Origin of the sequence: Kitasatospora sp. NBC_00039 (assembly GCF_045160625.1) — a bacterium.
Taxonomy (GTDB): domain Bacteria; phylum Actinomycetota; class Actinomycetes; order Streptomycetales; family Streptomycetaceae; genus Kitasatospora.
In genome coordinates this window covers 3,974,038-3,990,956 of the sequence record NZ_CP108289.1, presented here as the reverse complement: position 1 = coordinate 3,990,956, position 16,919 = coordinate 3,974,038, and the positions used below count along the sequence as shown (strand labels likewise).

Here is a 16,919-nt window from a genome sequence, read left to right as displayed (position 1 = left end):
CGACAGCGGTAGATCGCCATCCCCCGACCGGGAGGGGGCCCGGTCTGTTTCTCCGCGCGGGCGTCCGCAGAAACAGACCGCGCCCGGGTTCAGTGGAGGCCCCGGATTTCGCGGTACACCGAGCCCAGGTAGTCCGGGAAGTCCCCGACCAGTCGCTGGTAGTCCTGCCGCCACTGGTCGATGTCGGACTGGTCGACGGGCTGTCCGAGCACGGTCGCCAGGTGGCGGGCCAGGAACTCGTCGTCCTGGTCCGGGGTGAAGGTCACCCTGCTGCTCGAAATCTCGAACCTGCGGGTCAGTTCGAGGCGGAGCGTCTTGTAGAGGAAGGAGTTCGCGGTGAAGCGCAGTGACTCCGGCATCTCCTTGGCCTGGGACTGGGGGCCGTGGTACCAGGAGATGTAGACGGAGTCGTCGAACATCTCGTAGCGGTAGACGGCCGTGTCCTCGACGTGCAGCAGCTCGACCGGGCAGAAGCGGCGGTAGTCGAAGAGCGACACGATGCTGACGATCAGCTCGTGGCGCAGCTCGGTTTCGAGCTGCTGGAGCTCCCGGTCCGAGAACCGGTCCCAGTGGACCCTGTCGGCGGCACGCCGCTGGATGGCCCGGGAGTCGCTCGGGTTCAGCATGGCGACCTTCACCTGCTGGGGGTACTGGTTCGAGGCGCGGAGCCGCGCTGCCACGTAGCGGGCGCTCGGGCCGCGGAAGGCGTAGAAGCCGGTGGCCTCCAGGCTCCTGGTCATGTCGATGTTGAACCGGTTCCCGTACCGGCCGTCCGAGGGATTCAGGGCGGGGTAGAGGGCGATCGGCAGGTAGTCCTTGTTGCCCTGGGCGACGGTGGCCGTCAGCTCGCCCGACAGCTCCGCGAAGCTCTCCTTGAGCGACTCCTGGAGGCTCTTCTCCTGGATGCGGGTGCTGAACGCGGTGAAGATGAGGGCGAACAGCACGCTGCCGATCAGGCTGAGACCCAGGTTCGAGAGGATCTGTCGGGTGGTCAGGCCGGGATCGGCCTTCATGAGCAGGAAGCCCGCGAACAGGGCCACCAGGCAGGCCAGGAAGAACGCGTAGTTGACCAGCGTCCTGCGGGTGTCCTGATGCCTCGCGGCCATCGGCCCTCCTGTCTGGGCGCCGGCACCTCGGGCGGTCAACTTATCCGAGACAGGGCAGGGTTGGAGGCCGGAAGGGCCACATTGCCGGTCGGGGGCCCGGCAGGCAGGGGGTGCGGCGACCGCCGGCGCCCCGGAGCGGGAGGCCGGACCGGACCGGCTCCCCGCTCCGGGGGCGAGGTGCCCGCTACTGAACGCAGAACTCGTTGCCCTCGGGGTCGGCCATCACGACGTGATCGGTGCCGGGCTCCTTGACGTGGCGCAGGGCGGTGGCGCCGAGGGCGGTCAGCCGCTCCACGGTGGCGTCGCGGTCGGCGGGGCCGGGGTGGAGGTCGAGGTGGAGGCGGTTCTTGACGGTCTTCGGTTCGGGTACCTGCTGGAAGAGGAGGCGGTGGCCGAGGCCCGTGTCGCTGACGGGGTCGAACGGCTCGTCGGGGTGGCGGACGGCGGCCAGGGCGCGGAAGGCGGGGTGGCCGTCGACCTCGGTGAGGAGGTCGGGGGTGACCGCGCCGGCCGACACCAGGCGCTCGATCAGGGTGCTGTGGTCCTCGACCGTGTAATCCAGGGCCGCGGCCCAGAAGGCGGCCTGGCGGTGCGGGTCGGCGCAGTCGATGACGATCTTCCAGTGCATGGGCATGTAACCGTGTATATCGGTCACCCCGGACACGGGCAATCACCGGCGGGCGGAAGGTGTCAAAAAGGGGACTGTGTAGGCCAGTTGGTGGTGGGCATACTGCCTGGACGGGAGACGCGGAGGGGGCTCGACCGATGGTGCAGGAAGATCCGCCCGTGGGCGATGAGGCGCGGCTGCTGCCGGAGCTGTTCTGGACGGCCGACCGGGCCTCGGTGGACGGGCAGCGGCAGACGCTGCGCTGGTACCGCGGGCTGATCGCGATGCTGGTGATCGCCGCGGTGGTGGGATCGCTGCCGGGCCCGGAGCACCGCGGGGACGGCGACATCACGCCGCTCTTCTCCGTCGTGGCGTTCCTGGTCGCCGGCTACTTCTGGTCCCGGCTGCGCCGCAGCAACCCGCAGGGCCGCTGGTACGAGGCCCGGGCGGCGGCCGAGTCGGTGAAGACCCTCGCCTGGAAGTACTCGATGCGGGCCCGGCCGTTCGACGGCGCGGCGGACTCGGCGGAGGTGGACCGCGGCTACCTGCTCCAGCTGGAGGACGTGCTCCGCGCCTTCGAGGACCCGGAGATCGTGCCGCCCGGCACCATCCCGGAGATCACCCCGGAGATGCGCCGCGTCCGCTCCGCCAGCCTTGTCGCCCGTCGCACGCTCTACCTGCGCACCCGGGTCGAGGGCCAGCGCACCTGGTACCGCTCGCGGGCCGAGGCGTGCGAGTCGCAGGCGGTCTCCTGGGGGCTGGGAGTGGCGGCGCTGATCATCATCGGTGCGGCGGCGGCGATCGCGCAGGCGGTCGGGGCGCTGCCCGTCCACGTCTTCGGCGCCAGTTCGGCGGCGGCCGCCGCGGTGATCGCCTGGACCCAGCTGAAGCAGCTGCGTCCGCTGGCGGCGGCCTACCAGCTGGCCGCGCGCGAGTTGGAGAACGTCGGCAACCAGCTCTCCGACCTCGACCTGAAGGCCCCGGACGCCGAGCTGCGCTGGGCCCGGCTGGCCGCCGAGGCGGAGGACGCGGTCTCCCGCGAGCACACCACCTGGCGCGCCCGTCGGGCCTTCCCCCGCTGAGGGGGCCGTTGGTGCCCTGCGGCGAGAAGGTCGGGATGTCGAGGCCGGGGGTGGGCTCGACTCTTTCGCGGAAACGGAATGTGATGTGACGTCGGATCCAAGGTTGTCGATCTCGGTGCGGTCGGGCGCGGGGGAGGACGCCTCGGGCGGGCTGCTGAGGTGGCTCGACCGGCAGCCCGAACTGCGCGGCGTTGTAAGGCGGGACGACACTGCCGTACCACCGCCCGGAACGATGGGCGGCGCAGGTGAGCTGTTCCTCGCGGTCCTCGCCCCCGGCGGTGTCGCCGCCGTCCTCGCGACCGCGGTGGTGGCCTGGGTGCAGAACCGCCGCGGCGGCCAGAGCGTCTCGGTGACGGTCACCAGGCCGGACGGCGGTCAGGTGACCGTGGCCTCGGATCGGGTGCGCCCGATGAACCCGGAGCAGCTCGCCGAGCTGACCCGGCGGATCGCGGACGTCATCGAACCGGGGCCGCCCTCGGCCGAACCGCCCTCGGCCGAACCGCCGCTGTCCGCTGGGCCGCCGACCGCTGTGCCGCCGTCCGGGCCGCCGCCGGCCCCCCGCGGCCTGCCGCCCGTGCGGGGCTGACGGCCGTGGCACCCCCTGCGCCCCGCCGCTCCGAGGGCTTCGCCGTGCCCGGAGCTCGGGCCGTTGTCGTCGGCACCGCCCGGCACGCAGCGGCCGTCGTGCCGGACGGCGCCGCCGCCCTGCCGAGGCTGCCCGACCTCCCGAGCGCCGCCACCACCGCACGCGACATCGCCGCCGTCCTGCACGAGGTGTGCGGCATGGCGCCGGACCAGATCACCCTGCTGGTCGACCCGCCGAACGACGGCGTCGTGGTCGCAGCGGTCGAGGAGGCCGTCGCCGAGGCGCGCGGCCCGGTGCTGTTCTACTTCGTCGGGCACGGACTGCTCAGCGCCGGCGACGAGCTCTACGTGGCGACCAGCGCGAGCACCGGGGCGGGCCGGGTTGCCTACGCGGTGCCCTTCCAGTCCGTCCGGGACCCGCTGAGCGGCTGCCTCCAGCCCACGGCCGTCATCCTGGACTGCTGCTTCTCCGGCCTCGCGGACGTGGGTGGGGGTTTGCGCCGGGACCCGTTCGTCTCGGCACGCCCGCGCGGTAGTTTCCTCCTGACCTCGGCCTCGGGGTTCGACCGCTCGTACGCACCCGAGGGCGAGCGGCACACCCGGTTCAGCGGCGAGCTGTTGCGGCTGCTGGGCGAGGGGCACCCCGGCGCGCCCGCCTGGCTGACGCTGGAGGACGTCTACGCCCGGCTCGACCAGCAGTTCGCGAATACCGACGTCCGCCCGCACCGGCAGAGTTCGGACCGCGCGGGCGAACTCGTGCTGGCACGGAACCTCGGCTACCCCCTTCCCCCGCAGCCTGACCGCGACCAGGAGCCGGTCCGGAACGACGGGGCGATCTGCCCGTACCCGGGTATGGAGGCGTTCCGGCCGGAGGAGTACGACTACTTCTTCGGCAGGGAGGAGCTGGTCGGGCAGCTTCTGGCCGAGGTGCTCCGTCCGGCCGGGCAGGCCCCGCCGGTCGACGGTGCCGCGGAGGGGCGGGCCGTCGTGGACGGCGCCGCCGAGGAATCGCCGGGTCTGCCGGTCATGCTGGTCGGCGCGTCCGGTGCGGGCAAGTCCTCGATTCTGCGTGCCGGCCTGCTCCCGGCGCTGGAGCGCCGCTACGGTGCGGATCCCGCAGTGCCCTGGCCCGCCCTGTTGCTGGAGGCGCCGGGCCCGCGCCCGCTGCGTGCGCTGGCTGCCCGCTGGGCGCAGGCCCTGGACCGGCCGGTGGCCGACGTCGAGGAGGAGCTGGCTGCCGGCGCGGTGCCCGCGGGCTGCCCCGTCCTCCTGGTCGACCAGTTCGAGGAGGTCTTCAGCCGTTGTCCGGATGAGCAGGAGCGGGGCCGCTTCGTCGCCGCCCTGTGCGAGGCGGCCGCCGCCGGGGTGCGGGTGGTGATCGCGCTGCGCGCCGACCGGTACGACAGCTGCCTGGACCATCCGCAGCTGGTCCGGGCGCTGCACCGACGCCAGGTGATCGTTCCGCAGATGGGTGAGGACGGTCTTCGGGCCGCGATCGAGGGCCCGGCCGCGCAGACCGGCCTGGCGCTGGAGCCAGGCCTCACGGACCTGCTGCTGCGCGACGCGGGAAGGGGCGGCGGACCGGCCCTCGGCTCGGCCCTTCCGTTCCTCGCGCACGCACTGCGTCAGACCTGGGTACGGCGGTCCGATCGCACCCTCACCCTCGCCGGGTACGCCGCGACCGGCGGCATCTGGGACTCGCTCACCCACACGGCCGAGGCGATCCACGACGAGCTGGACGAGGAAGGCCGGGCACTTCTGCGCGACCTGATGCTGAGCATGATCCAGCTGCCGGACGGCAGGGAGGGGGCGGTACGCCGGCAGGTCCGGCTTCGCGTGCTGCGGGAGGGCAGGTCGCGCGAGCAGCGGGAGCTGCTGGCCCTGCTCCTGGACCGGCTGGCGGCGGCCCGGCTGGTCACCGTCGGCCGCGGAAGCGCCCAGCTCGCGCACGAGGCCCTGCTGCGCGCGTGGCCGCGGTTGAAGGGCTGGATCGAGGCGGACAGAGCCGACCTGGTGAAGCGTCAGCAGTTGGCGTCCGCCGTCGATGCCTGGGACCGCTCCGGCCGTGACCCGGCCTACCTCTACGTCGGTACCCGTCTGGCGGCGGCGGCCGAGTGGGCGACCGACGAACGGGCGGCGCGGCTGCTGCGGACGGTGGACGAGCGGTTCCTGCGGGTCAGCCAGGCCGCCGAGCAGGCGGTGCAGGCACGTGAGCTCCGTCGGCTCCGGGTGCTGCGGCGCCTGCTCGCCGTGACCGCGGCGGCGTTGTGCCTGGCGCTGGCGGCCGCCTACCTGGCCCGGCAGCAGCAGCTGACGGCGCAGGAGCAGCGTCAGGCCGCCACGGCCCGGGTGCTGGTCTCCGACGCCCGTGACTTGCGGGACGTCCAGCCGGAGAACGCGATCGCGATGGGGCTTGCCGCCGTACGGCTGGACTCCGCCCCGCACACCCGGGCCGGCCTGGCCACGACGCTCGCGCAGTCGCGCTTCCTGGGTGCCCGTGTGGAGTCGCCCGCCGACCCGGTCGACTTCGTCGACGAATCGGCGTTCAGCCACGACAGCCGGCTGCTGGTGGGCGTGACCCGCACCGCCGTCGTCCTGTGGGACGTCGCCGATCCCCTGCACCGGCGCCGTCTGGCGGAGCTGCCGGTGGACCGGGAGCGGGTCACCGGGTTCGGCTTCAGCCCCGACGACCGGACCCTGGTGGTGCTGGAGACCGGCCGCGACCCCGCCCGGGTGAGGACGGTGACGCTCTGGGGCCTCGCCGATCCGGCCCGTCCGGTCAGGAGCGCGGTGCTGGACCCCGGGCTGACCGAGGGGGCGGACAGTGTTTCGTTCAGCGGGGACGGCACGATGATGGCCGTCGTCGGGAGTGTGAAGGACACGGAGTGCGGCACGCTGACGCTCTGGGACCTGCACGACCGTACGAAGCCGGTCAGGGTGACCCGGATGTCGGACCTCTACGACTGCGACACCGTCTCGCTGAGCCCGGACGGCCGCACGCTGGTGATCGGCGACGGCATGATCAAGTTCAGCAGCGACGTGCCCGATCCGGACTCGGTCGTCAAGCACTCCGGCATGACCGTCTGGGACATCTCCGACCCCACCCGGCCGAGGCGGCTGAAGCGGATCGACGGCTGGTCCGCCGGGCTGGTGTTCAGCGCGGACGGCCGCCTGCTGGTGACCCGTTCCGGGATTCGTGTGCGGCTGTGGGACATGGCCGACCCGGCCGACCCGCGGGCGCTCTCCACCGTGGCCGATCACACGGACGACGTCTCGGCGCTGCGGTTCAGCCCCGACGGCCGGCGGCTGGCGAGCGGGGACGGCGTGGGGACCGTCGTCGAGTCCGATGTGACGGACCCGGCGCATCCCCGGGTGGTGGCCACCGTCACCAACCGGGAGAGGGACATCGAAGCCCTGGCCTACAGCCCCGACGGCCGGACCCTCACGACACTGGACGGCCAGAACCGCCTGACCGCCTGGGACGTCGGCAAGCACACCGAGCCCACCCTCCTCGGCCGGGCGGACCTCGGGGCGTCCGGGCACGGGATCGCGTTCACCCCGGACGGGCGGTTCGCCGCCGTCGGCACCGCCGCTGAGACCGTCGAGCTGTGGGACCTCTCCGACCCGCAGCACCCGCGGGCGGCAGCCGCGCTCACCGGCCACACCCGGATGGTCGACACCGTGGCGTTCAGCCCCGATGGCACCGTGCTGGCGAGCGGCGCGGTGGACGAGACCATCCTCTGGGACGTCACCGACCGCGCCAGCCCGCGCCTCGCCGTCACCCTGCCCGGTACGCGGGGCAACGCCTCGGTCGGCTTCACCCCGGACGGGACGACGCTGATCACGTCCGGGGCCGCGAACTCGTTCGCGTCCGGCACCTCGGTGGTGTGGGACGTCAGGGACCGCGGCCGGCCGGTGGCCGCGTACCGCCTGGAGGGAGCCAGCGCGACCGCCCCGGTCCGGATCAGCCCGGACGGCCGGCTGCTGCTCGTCCCGCTCGACACCGGTGGGAACTTCACCAAGCCCATGTCGGCCGTGTTCCGCCGGACGCCGGACGGCGGATGGAAGGCGGTGCAGGACGACGGACATCCCTACGGGGTCGGCCAGGGTGCTTTCAGCCCGGACAGCCGAACGCTGGCCGTGACCAAGGGCGGCGCGGGCGTCGTCCTGTGGAACCTCGCCGACCCCGACAGGCCCAGGGAGGCCGCGCAGCTGGCCGACATCAGGGACAGCCACGCGGTGGCGTACCACCCCGGGGGCAAGGTGGTGGCGGGGGCGAGCTCCGCCGGCGCGATCGCCGTCTGGGACGTCGAGGCTCCCGACCAGGCCTTCCTGCTGGCGCGGCTGAGCATGTCGACGGGCGGGGAGGTCGGTTTCAGCCCGGACGGCCGGTTGCTGGTGGGTGTGTCGGACCGGACGCTGCAGGTCTGGGAGCTCGGTGACCTCCCCGCGGTGGCGGCCGACCTCATCGGGCTGGCCTGTCACCGGCTGAGCGGGCAGCTCCCCGACGAGCTGTGGAAGAAGCACGCCCCGGGTGTCTCGCAGCCGAAGCTCTGCTGACCAGGTGCGTCGCCCCGGACCGGGAGCGCGCCCGGCGGGCCTTCCCCCGCTGAGGAGCGGCGCAGCGCCGGCACCCCTTGCCGCGTCACGGGGGAAATCGGGAGGTCGTGGGGAGATCGGGCGAAGCCTGCGCACTGCTTGGGGCACAGGTGTGCGAGGTGGGTGAGGGTCGGGCGCGGAAGCCCGAACCGTAATCGTTACGTGTCCATGCCCTGGTTTCATCGCCTCCGCGCACGACGTCAGTCACTGCTCGGAGGCCCCCTTGCGCATTCTCCTGATCGCCAGCGCGTTCAACAGCCTGACCCAGCGCGTCCACGCCGGACTCCGCGACCGCGGGCACGAGGTGGCCGTGCAACTGGCGCTCGGCGACGAGCAGATGCGGGCGGCGGTGAAGCGGACCGACCCCGAGCTGATCCTCTGCCCGATGCTCACCAAGGCCGTCCCCGAGGACATCTGGTCGCAGCGCACCGTCCTGATCGTGCACCCCGGCCCCAAGGGCGACCGAGGCCCCTCCTCGCTCGACTGGGCGATCACCGAGGGCGCCGAGCGCTGGGGCGTGACCGTCCTCCAGGCCGTCGAGGAGATGGACGCCGGGGACATCTGGGCCTCCGTCGACTTCGCCGTCCCGGCCGGCGGCAAGAGCGAGCTGTACCGGAACGAGGTCGCGGACGCCGCCGTCGAGGCGGTGCTGCTGGCCGTCAGCCGGTTCCAGGGCGGGCTGTTCACCCCCGAGCCGCTGGACTACGACCGCCCGGACGTCCGTGGTGAGCTGCGGCCCTTCCTCAAGCAGGACGCCCGCCGGATCGACTGGTCGGAGGACCCCACCGCCACCGTGCTGCGCAAGCTGCGCGCCGCCGACTCGCAGCCGGGCGTGCTGGACGAGCTGTACGGGCGCGAGTACTTCCTGCACGGCGGCCACCCCGAGGACGAGCTGCGCGGCCGTGAGCCCGGCGCGGTGATCGCCACCCGGGACGGCGCCATCTGCCGGGCCACCGTGGACGGCGCGGTCTGGATCCCGCAGCTGCGCCCGCGCCGCACGCCCGGCGGGCCGGCCACCTTCAAGCAGCCGGCCGCGACGGTGCTCGCCGGCCACCTCCACCGGGTCCGCGAGGTGCCCGTCAGCCCCGCCTCGGCGGCCGGGCGGGACACCTGGTCGGAGATCCGGTACCACGAGCAGGACGAGGTCGGCTTCCTCGAATTCGCCTTCGCCGGCGGGGCGATGAGCACCGAGCAGTGCCGCCGTCTGCTGGCCGCCTACCGGGAGGCCGCGGACCGGCCGACCTCCGTGCTGGTGCTCGGCGCGGCCCGGGACTTCTTCTCCAACGGCATCCACCTCAACGTGATCGAGGGCGCGTCGTTCCCGGCGCTGGAGTCCTGGGAGAACATCAACGCGATGGACGACCTCGTGGAGGCGGTCCTCACCACCACCGACAAGGTCACCGTCTCCGCCCTGGCCGGGAACGCGGCCGCCGGCGGCCTGATGCTGGCGATCGCCGCCGACGAGGTCTGGTGCCGCGAGTCGGCGGTGCTGAACCCGCACTACCGGCTGATGGGCCTCTACGGCTCCGAGTACTGGACGTACACGCTGCCCCGCCGGGTCGGCGCCGAGCAGGCCGAGCGGCTGACCACGGAGGCGCTGCCGGTCGGCGCGGCGCACGCGGAGCGGCTGGGCCTGGTGGACCGGACGGCGGGCGGCAGCGCGGCGGACTTCCGCCGCTGGGTGGCCCGGGAGGCGGCCCGGCTCGCCGGCTCGCCGGAGCTGACCGGCCGGCTGGTGGACAAGAAGCGCCGCCGGGCCGAGGACGAGGAGACCAAGCCGCTGGCCGAGTACCGGGCGGAGGAGCTGCGCCGGATGCACCGCAACTTCTACCGGGACGGCGAGCCGTACCACGAGCTGCGGCGGAACTTCGTGCACAAGGTCTGCCCGGTCGCGACGCCGGAGCACCTGACCGGGCTGCTCGGCAAGCCGGAGTAGACGGCCCGGGTGCGGCGAAGCCCTGGGGCCCGGTCGGAAGACCGGGCCCCAGGGCTTTTGCGCGTGCTCAGCGCCCGCGCGGGGCGAGCGGCGCCGCCCGGCCGACCAGGATCGGCTGCGTGTTGACGGCGCTGCGGCTCGGCGAGACCGCGAAGGCCAGCGAGCCGAAGAAGATGTAGCAGCCCAGCCCGACCACCAGCGGGAAGATGAACTGGAGCGCCATCACCCCGCCCAGGGTGCTCTGCGAGGCGTCGAGCTGGACGGAGACGGCGGCCATCCCGGTGTAGTGCATCGCGCACACCGCGACGCCCATCACCGGGGCGGCGGCCAGCACGGCGACGGTGCCCCGGATGTTCAGCGCGGCCCAGAGCGCGGCGGTCGCGGCGAACACCGCGATGCCGACCGAGAGCCACACCGTGGTGCGGTCGTAGCCGACGTGGCCGGGCAGGACCATGGCGGCCATGCCGAGGTAGTGCATGGCCGCGACGCCGAGCCCGGTGGTCACTCCGCTCGCCAGCAGGGCGACGACGCGGTGGCGGCTGTAGCCGACGGCGAACATGCCGAGGCCGACGAAGAAGATCGCGACGAGCAGGCTGAGCACGGTGAGCCCCGGTCGGTAGCTGATCTCGATCCCGGTGACGGAGAAGCCGAGCATCGCGATGAAGTGCATCGACCAGATGCCCGCGCCGAGCGAGGTCGAGGCGAAGAGCAGCCAGTAGACGCGGGTCCGGCCGGTGGAGACGAGCGCCCAGCGGGTGCTGCGCAGGGCGACGAAGGCGCCCAGGCAGGCGACGAAGTACGAGACCGCCGGCGTCACCCAGCCGTGGTCGGCATGATGGATCTCTCCCACGAGGAAGCTCCCTGACGGGTTTGGGGGGAGGACTGACGCCAGGAACGGGCGGACGCGTCGGCCGTGGGACGGCCCGGTCATGGGTGGCGAAGCCGGATGCGCGGTACGCGCGGGTGTCGCGGTCCTGCCCGGGGGAAGCCTGGCGTGTGGTGCCCCTGACAACGGGGGACAGTAACCACTACCGGCGAGTCGCACAATGTTCGGGTTTTTGGTGAAAGCGCAGGTCAGGGCTGTCCTTCACGTGATCGGCAAGATCTCGCCACCAAGCCCTGACGTCGCCTGCGCATAGAGCACCCGGCCTGTCCGGGGAGCCGCTCGGGCCTCCCGGCCGTCACTCCAGAGGAGCTAGGCCGAACGGGTGGCCGGCCGGGTCGATCAGCACCTTGAGGGTGCGGCCGTGCTGGTAGCGGGGTTCGGTGGCGCCGAGCGCGAGCGCCCGGGCGGTGGCGTCTTCCAGGTCGTCGACGTAGAAGTCCAGGTGGAAGTGTTTGCTGCCGTCCGGTTCGGTCCACGGCTCCGGCCGGTACCCGGTCACCCGTCCGAAGCCGAGCGGGCTGCCGCCCTCCGGGTTGTCCAGGATGGCGAAGTGCTCGTCCACGTGCCGGGTCTCCCACCCCAGGAGCTCGCCGTAGAAGGCGGCCAGCGCGACCGGGTCGGCGCAGTCGATGGTGACCATGGCGAGGCGGGCGAAGCCGGTGTCGTTCTGCTCGGCCTGCTCGGCGGCGACGTCGGTCATTTCTGGTCGGCCCTTTCACTGAGGGGTGGTGCTGGTCGGCCCTTCCGTCGAGGGGTGGCGTGGCGCCGGGAGCCGTGTAGGTCAGGCCCCAGAACCAGCATCGCACCGGGAGCCACGGAGGGCACGGCCAGCGGGCCGGATGCGGGTGGGGCCCGTCCCCGGGGGGCCGGGGCCGGCCGCCGGAGCGGATCGAGAGCGTCCGGGTCGGTACAGATCGGTACAGAATCGGCACGTTCCGGGGGGAGGCGTCTGATGGTTCATTGGATAAAATTTCGATGCAATCGACGGATTGGTGTGAGTGGGGGGATCCTGATGGCGATCGAGCTGCCCGGCGAGGTGGCGACGCTCCTCGAGTTCATCGGCATTCACTGGCCCTCGGTCAACGAGGACAAGGTCCGCGAATTCGGAGAGCACGTCAAGGAGTTCGCCAAGGGACTCGAAGACCTGCACACGGACTCGACCGCGACGGTCCATCAGCTCGGCGGGGCGTACGAGGGCGAGTCGTACGAGGCGTTGGTGGCCAAGTGGGCGCTGATGTCCGACAAGCACTTCAACGAGGTCGTCCAGGCGGCCCACGTGGTGGCGAAGGCGCTGGACACCGCCGCGGACGTGATCATCGCCATGAAGATGGAGGCGCTCGCCGAGCTCATCGTGCTGGCCGCCTCCTTCGTCGCGGCCCAGGCCGCCGCCGTGGCGACCCTCGGGCTTGCGGAGGCGGGGGTGATCGCGATCCAGCAGGCCGCGCGCAAGCTGATGTCCTATCTGGCGCACCAACTGGAGGACCACATCATCTCCGAGGTGATCGAGGCGGCGGTCACCCCGCTGGTGGAGATCGTCGCGGGGGCGGTGTCCGGGTTGGTGTTCGAGGCGGCGGAAGCGGCCGTGAACGGCGGAGGCGGTTCGGCCGGCACCGGATTCAAGATCGACCCCGCGGTCGTGGAGACGCACGCCCGGGCCCTGCACGCCCAGGCGGAGAAGGTCGCCCAGCACGCGCAGGTCTTCAGCGCCCGAGTGGCAGGGGTGAGCTTCGAATGACCGACCCGGTCGTCAAGGCGCTGCAGAAGAGCGCCCAGAAGCTCGGCAAGGCCCTGGCCGAGGACACGGGCAAAGCCGTCAAGAAGATGTACAAGCAGGCGGGCGACAATCTGGCCAAGACCGCCAAGCACCACAAGACCAACGACGAGCACCACGCGCAGGGCTTCGCCGACAAGGGCAAGGACAAGGCCGCACCGCCGCCGCACGCGGGCACCAGCGCCGGGGGAGAGCCGAAGCCGCCGCCCCGGAAGTACTTCATCCACGACGACGGCCGGGTCCAGGAGATCAAGGACGGCAAGCTCGTCGACCCGGACGGGAGCGACAAGTCCCTCAAGACCCTGCTGGACGGGGATTCGGGCAAGGTCAAGGACGCGGAGCCGAAGGATCTCAGCTCCACGTACCACGCGAAGAAGTACAAGAAGTCGGACAAGGACGACGACGGCAACCCCAAGCAGGACGAGAAGGTCGTCAGCCAGAAGATCACCGAGCCGACGGAGCTGTCCCGGGCCGTGGAGGAGGCCCGGCGCGCCGAGGGCAACTACGGCGGCAAGAACTACGCCTCGCTCAGGTACAAGGACGAGCATGGCGAGTTCATCCTGGTCGGCCGGAGCGACTACGTCCGCAGCCACTCGGAACGGTCGATCGGCAAACCGCTGCTGGGCGGCAAGGAAGGCAACGTCAGCGAGCTCTACACCGAGCGGGCGCCCTGCCAGGCCGGCCCGAACTGCGAGCGCTGGCTGGCCCGCCACTTCGAGTCGGAGAATCCCGACCTGAAGGTCACCCACGGCGTCGACTACGACAACAAGGTCCCCACGAAGGACCGTGACTGGGGCCACAAGGCCTATCTGGACCAGCTCGAGGAGGACCACTCCACGGGCAAGCATGATGGCACGATGGGCACGAAGGACTTCGACGCGCAGGGGCAGCAGGACAAGGCGGCCTCCGACGCGAAGCACGTGGCGAAGAAGCAGAAGCTCAAACACACTGGCCTGTGACGGGCGGGACGACAGGATGGATGACTGGTGCTGGTAGGGATTGACTGGCCCGTGGTCGTTGAACGGGCCACCCCGGGTGATCTGCTGAGGTTCCGGCCCGAGGCCGCGGCACGGATCTGGCCGGACGGCGACGGCGCGCGCTTCGTGACGGAGATCGGGATCCCGAACTCCAAGGGGCTCTTCCGGATCCTGGAGGAGCTGGCGGACCGGGACCCGGCGAGCCGGGACACCGCCTTCGAGAACTGGCCCGGGCCCGAGCCGGTCGACACCCCGCACGGGAAGCTGCAGCCGCTGGGCAGGCTCTACCAGGCGGTCGTCTTCGTGCACCTCGGCGACGGGACGATCTGGGCCTCCGACCCGGACTCCGAGATCGAGTACGAGCTGATTCACGGGGACGTCTCCTCGCTGGCCTACCTCGTCTACAAGTTCGAGGTGGAGCGGCCGGGTCCGGACGAGCGCCCGGACCCCAACGACTGGGCCGAGGTGGAGGAGATCGTCCGCGAGGGAATGGAGCGCTGGGACTCGCTGCCGTTCAAGAGCGAGTTCTGGACGGCGTTCCTCGACTCCTACCCCATGCTGTGAGAGGGCCGGTTCGGACGTGAGCGCGGAGATGGACGACGAGCTGACGGCGGCGCTGCTGGCGCACTTCGGGCCGCGGGGGCTGCGCAGCCTGCCGATCGCGCCCGAGGGGCCGCTGCGCCACCCGGGGCTGCCGCTCCAGGTGGGGCCGTACTTCCGGGTGGCCGAGGAGTCCGACCCGCTGTCGGTGGGCGAGTACGCGGCCACGGCCGGGCTGGACGCGGGGCCGGTGGCGGCGCAACTGCGGATCGGCACGGACGGCGGGGCCGAGCTGTACTTCGCGCCGGACCGGTCGGTGCGGGCGGTGCTGGTGGGTGCCGAGCCGGTCGACCTGCCGGTCAGCTCCGGCGTGGCGGCGTTCGCGGCCGGGCTGCTGCTGCTGGACCGGCACCTGCCGGCGGTGGCCGCGTCCGACCGGCCGGAGGAGGCCCTCGCGGCCTACCGGGAGCTGCGCCAGGGGCTGCTGGCGGCCGACCCCGCCGCGTTCGAGGACCGCGAGGGCTGGTGGCCGCGGGTGCTGGACGACCTGCGGCGCCCGCTGAACGTCAACTCGTCGGCGGCCTTCGAGGTGGTCGACGAGCAGGGCGGGAAGCGGATCGTCACGCAGGTGGGCGGCCCGGGGCCGCTGCACCCCGAGGAGGTGCTGTGGCACCGCCTCCGGGCGGACGGCGTCGAGGCCGAGCAGGTGGTCCGGGTCCACTGCGAGCTGGAGCCGTGCATGATGCCCGGGCACTACTGCGCCCGCTGGATGGCGCGGGAGTTCCCGCAGGCGGAGTTCACGCACAGCTTCGACTACGGGGACACGGCCGAGTCCCGCGAGAGCGGGATCAAGGCGTTGATGATCAGCCTGGCCGAGCGGCAGGGCTGAGCGGGGGAGAGACCCGAGCGGTCGGACCGTGGTGGAACCAGGAGAGGGAATCAGGGGAATGGCGCGGGACGGACGGCGGATGCCGCCGCTGGAGGCGGGGCGCAGGCCGGCCGGACTGGCACTGCTCGGCTGGCTGGACGACCTGCGGGCGCCGCGGCTCTGCCGGGTGGCGGGGCCGCCCGGGGCCGGCAAGTCGCACCTGCTGGCCTGGCTGGTCCGCGGCTGCACCACGGAGACGGTGCCGGGCGCGCGGCGGATCCACGCCGTGCTGCCCGCCGCCGGGGCCACCGTCCGGACGGCCGTCTGGTCGCTGGGCCGGCAGCTCGACCTGGTCGCGCACGCCCCGGGCCCGCTGATCGAGGCGATCGCGGCGGACGCCCGGCCGACCCTGCTCTGCGTCCCCGAGCTGGACGCGGCCGAGGACCCGGCCGGCCTGGTGACCGGACTGCTCGACCCGCTACTCCGGCTGCCCGGCGTGCGACTGGTGGTCGAGGCGACGACCGGGGGCGCGGCGGCCGGGGCGTTCACCGCGGTGCCCGCGCCGGCGGTGCTGGACCTCGGCGATCCGCAGTGGACGGACCGCGCGCGGTTCGCGCAGTGGGCGGCGGCCCGGGGCGGCGACGCGGCCGCCTACCCGCTGCCCGGCCCGGTCCTCGGGACACCGGCCGCCCCGTCGGCTCCGGTGCCGCCGGCGGTCCCGGCCGGTGCCGACCTGCGGGCGGCCGGCGAGGAGACGCTGTCCGCGCTCTGGACGGCGGCCGCGGCCGGCGGCGACCCCGGCCCGCTGGCCGCGGACCCGCTGCTCTACGCGCTGGCCCGCCCCGTCCCGGTGACGGCGGCCGTCGAGCGGCGGGACGACGCGCTCGCCCGGGCCTGGCGCGCCGCCGGTCCGGCCCTGATCGAGGAGCCCGACCCGGCCGTCCGGGCCGCCGTGCTGCGGACCCGGCTGCTCGGCGGGGACGCCTCCGCCGCAGCCGCCGCGTCCGTCCTCGCGCAGCTGCCCGTGCCCTGGTCCGGGCGCTGGGCACGCTGGGAGGGTGCCGACCGGGACTGGCCGGGGCCGGCCGTCGCGATCACCGCCGGGGCGGGACCGTACCTGTCGCAGGTGCTGGTGAGCGATCCGACCGGCGCGGTGCGGACCTTCGACGCCGCCACCGGCCGCCGGGTCGGCGCCGTGGTGGTGCCGTCCCCGCGTCCGCTGCGGGGGCTGGCGGCGACGGCCGGCGGTTCCGTGGTGCTGCTCGACGCCTGGGGCCGGGCGGAGCTGGTGGCCCCGGCCGAACCGCGGCCGGGCCTGGAGCCGTACGGGCTGATGACGGCGTTGGACGCGGTCGGCTCGGTGGCCGGCGGCACGACGCCGGCCGGCGACCCGGGTGGCCTGAGCGCGGTGGCGGCGATCGGCGGGCTGGCCGGTTCCGCGCCGGCGTTCGGCGACGAGGCCGGCGCCGTGCACTGGTACGAGGACGGCAAGGTGGTCAGCGAGCGGCTGCACCACGGGCCGGTCACCGCGCTGGCCGGTACCGCCCTGGGGGGCGGGCCGTTGTCCGATCCGGAGATCCCGCTGCTGGTGAGCGGCGGTTTCGACGGCGCCGTCCGGATCTGGGGTCCGCGCTCGGCGCCGATGCCCGAGCCGTCCGACCGGCGCGGCTGCCCGGTGACGGCGGTGGCCGCCGGGGCGACGGCGGCCGGCCCGGTGGTGGCGGCGGCCTGGTCCGACGGGCTGGTCCGGGTGCGCTACCTGGGCGGCGGCGGGGTGCTGGACCTGCGGACGGGCTCGGAGGTCTGGTCGCTCGCCCTGGCCGGGACGCTGTTGGTGGCGGGTATGCCGGACGGCCTCGCCGCGGTGGACACCCGGCGCTGACGGCGCCGGCGCCGGGGCGCCGGCGGTCGGCCGAGGGTGATCGGAAAGCAATTTTCCTTAGCGAGAGTAATGACGTAGGC

Annotated in this window: 13 protein-coding genes; 9 read left to right on the top strand and 4 right to left on the bottom strand. The window is 73.1% G+C overall.

Annotated features, from left to right (window positions below; all coding sequences use genetic code 11):
* Nucleotides 1-89: 89 nt before the first annotated feature.
* Nucleotides 90-1,106, bottom strand: a complete 1,017-nt coding sequence (locus OG286_RS17565; RefSeq protein ID WP_396324403.1) for a hypothetical protein — start codon at nt 1,104-1,106, stop codon at nt 90-92.
* Between the two features lie 184 nt (nt 1,107-1,290).
* On the bottom strand, nt 1,291-1,734 hold the full coding sequence (locus tag OG286_RS17560) for a VOC family protein (protein ID WP_396324458.1): 444 nt from the start codon (nt 1,732-1,734) through the stop codon (nt 1,291-1,293).
* 158 nt (nt 1,735-1,892) lie between these two features.
* On the opposite strand from OG286_RS17560, the gene OG286_RS17555 reads away from it, so the two are divergent.
* The 4 genes from OG286_RS17555 to OG286_RS17540 all read left to right on the top strand — a co-directional run bounded on the left by OG286_RS17555 (nt 1,893) and on the right by OG286_RS17540 (nt 9,915).
* Nucleotides 1,893-2,795, top strand: a complete 903-nt coding sequence (locus OG286_RS17555) for a DUF4231 domain-containing protein (protein WP_396324404.1) — start codon at nt 1,893-1,895, stop codon at nt 2,793-2,795.
* Between the two features lie 103 nt (nt 2,796-2,898).
* Complete coding sequence (locus OG286_RS17550; protein ID WP_396324405.1) at nt 2,899-3,381, top strand: effector-associated constant component EACC1; 483 nt, start codon at nt 2,899-2,901, stop codon at nt 3,379-3,381.
* 5 nt (nt 3,382-3,386) lie between these two features.
* On the top strand, nt 3,387-7,940 hold the full coding sequence (locus OG286_RS17545; RefSeq protein ID WP_405365458.1) for a hypothetical protein: 4,554 nt from the start codon (nt 3,387-3,389) through the stop codon (nt 7,938-7,940).
* A gap of 262 nt (nt 7,941-8,202) precedes the next feature.
* Nucleotides 8,203-9,915 (top strand): hydrogenase maturation protein, encoded by a 1,713-nt coding sequence (locus OG286_RS17540; RefSeq protein WP_396324407.1) that lies wholly within the window; start codon nt 8,203-8,205, stop codon nt 9,913-9,915.
* Nucleotides 9,916-9,982: 67 nt separating this feature from the next.
* Here OG286_RS17540 and OG286_RS17535 read toward each other — a convergent pair whose 3' ends face one another.
* Together OG286_RS17535 and OG286_RS17530 are read right to left on the bottom strand one after the other, a co-directional pair.
* Entirely contained in the window at nt 9,983-10,765 is a 783-nt protein-coding gene (locus OG286_RS17535) for an MHYT domain-containing protein (protein WP_396324408.1), read from the bottom strand.
* A gap of 331 nt (nt 10,766-11,096) precedes the next feature.
* The gene (locus OG286_RS17530) at nt 11,097-11,501 is read right to left on the bottom strand and encodes a VOC family protein (protein ID WP_396324409.1); all 405 of its coding nucleotides are present in this window, start codon (nt 11,499-11,501) and stop codon (nt 11,097-11,099) included.
* A 294-nt stretch (nt 11,502-11,795) separates the two neighbouring features.
* On the opposite strand from OG286_RS17530, the gene OG286_RS17525 reads away from it, so the two are divergent.
* From OG286_RS17525 to OG286_RS17505, 5 genes are read left to right on the top strand one after another with little or no spacing between them, the layout of a single operon-like run.
* Complete coding sequence (locus OG286_RS17525; RefSeq protein ID WP_396324410.1) at nt 11,796-12,536, top strand: WXG100 family type VII secretion target; 741 nt, start codon at nt 11,796-11,798, stop codon at nt 12,534-12,536.
* Complete coding sequence (locus OG286_RS17520) at nt 12,533-13,531, top strand: nucleic acid/nucleotide deaminase domain-containing protein (RefSeq protein ID WP_396324411.1); 999 nt, start codon at nt 12,533-12,535, stop codon at nt 13,529-13,531. Before OG286_RS17525 ends, OG286_RS17520 begins: the two co-directional genes overlap by 4 nt.
* A 51-nt stretch (nt 13,532-13,582) precedes the next feature.
* Nucleotides 13,583-14,113, top strand: a complete 531-nt coding sequence (locus OG286_RS17515; protein WP_396324412.1) for an SUKH-4 family immunity protein — start codon at nt 13,583-13,585, stop codon at nt 14,111-14,113.
* A gap of 16 nt (nt 14,114-14,129) precedes the next feature.
* Nucleotides 14,130-14,978 carry a nucleic acid/nucleotide deaminase domain-containing protein gene (locus OG286_RS17510; protein ID WP_396324413.1) on the top strand — a complete coding sequence of 283 codons (849 nt, stop codon included), beginning with the start codon at nt 14,130-14,132 and terminating at the stop codon, nt 14,976-14,978.
* Between the two features lie 58 nt (nt 14,979-15,036).
* On the top strand, nt 15,037-16,839 hold the full coding sequence (locus OG286_RS17505) for a hypothetical protein (protein WP_405365455.1): 1,803 nt from the start codon (nt 15,037-15,039) through the stop codon (nt 16,837-16,839).
* The last annotated feature ends 80 nt before the right edge of the window (nt 16,840-16,919 follow it).

Coding starts and splice junctions, on each gene's coding strand:
- OG286_RS17505 (WP_405365455.1), top strand. CDS start 15,037: ATGGCGCGGGACGGACGGCGGATGCCGCCGCTGGAGGCGGGGCGCAGG.
- OG286_RS17530 (WP_396324409.1), bottom strand. CDS start 11,501: ATGACCGACGTCGCCGCCGAGCAGGCCGAGCAGAACGACACCGGCTTC.
- OG286_RS17560 (WP_396324458.1), bottom strand. CDS start 1,734: ATGCACTGGAAGATCGTCATCGACTGCGCCGACCCGCACCGCCAGGCC.
- OG286_RS17565 (WP_396324403.1), bottom strand. CDS start 1,106: ATGGCCGCGAGGCATCAGGACACCCGCAGGACGCTGGTCAACTACGCG.
- OG286_RS17520 (WP_396324411.1), top strand. CDS start 12,533: ATGACCGACCCGGTCGTCAAGGCGCTGCAGAAGAGCGCCCAGAAGCTC.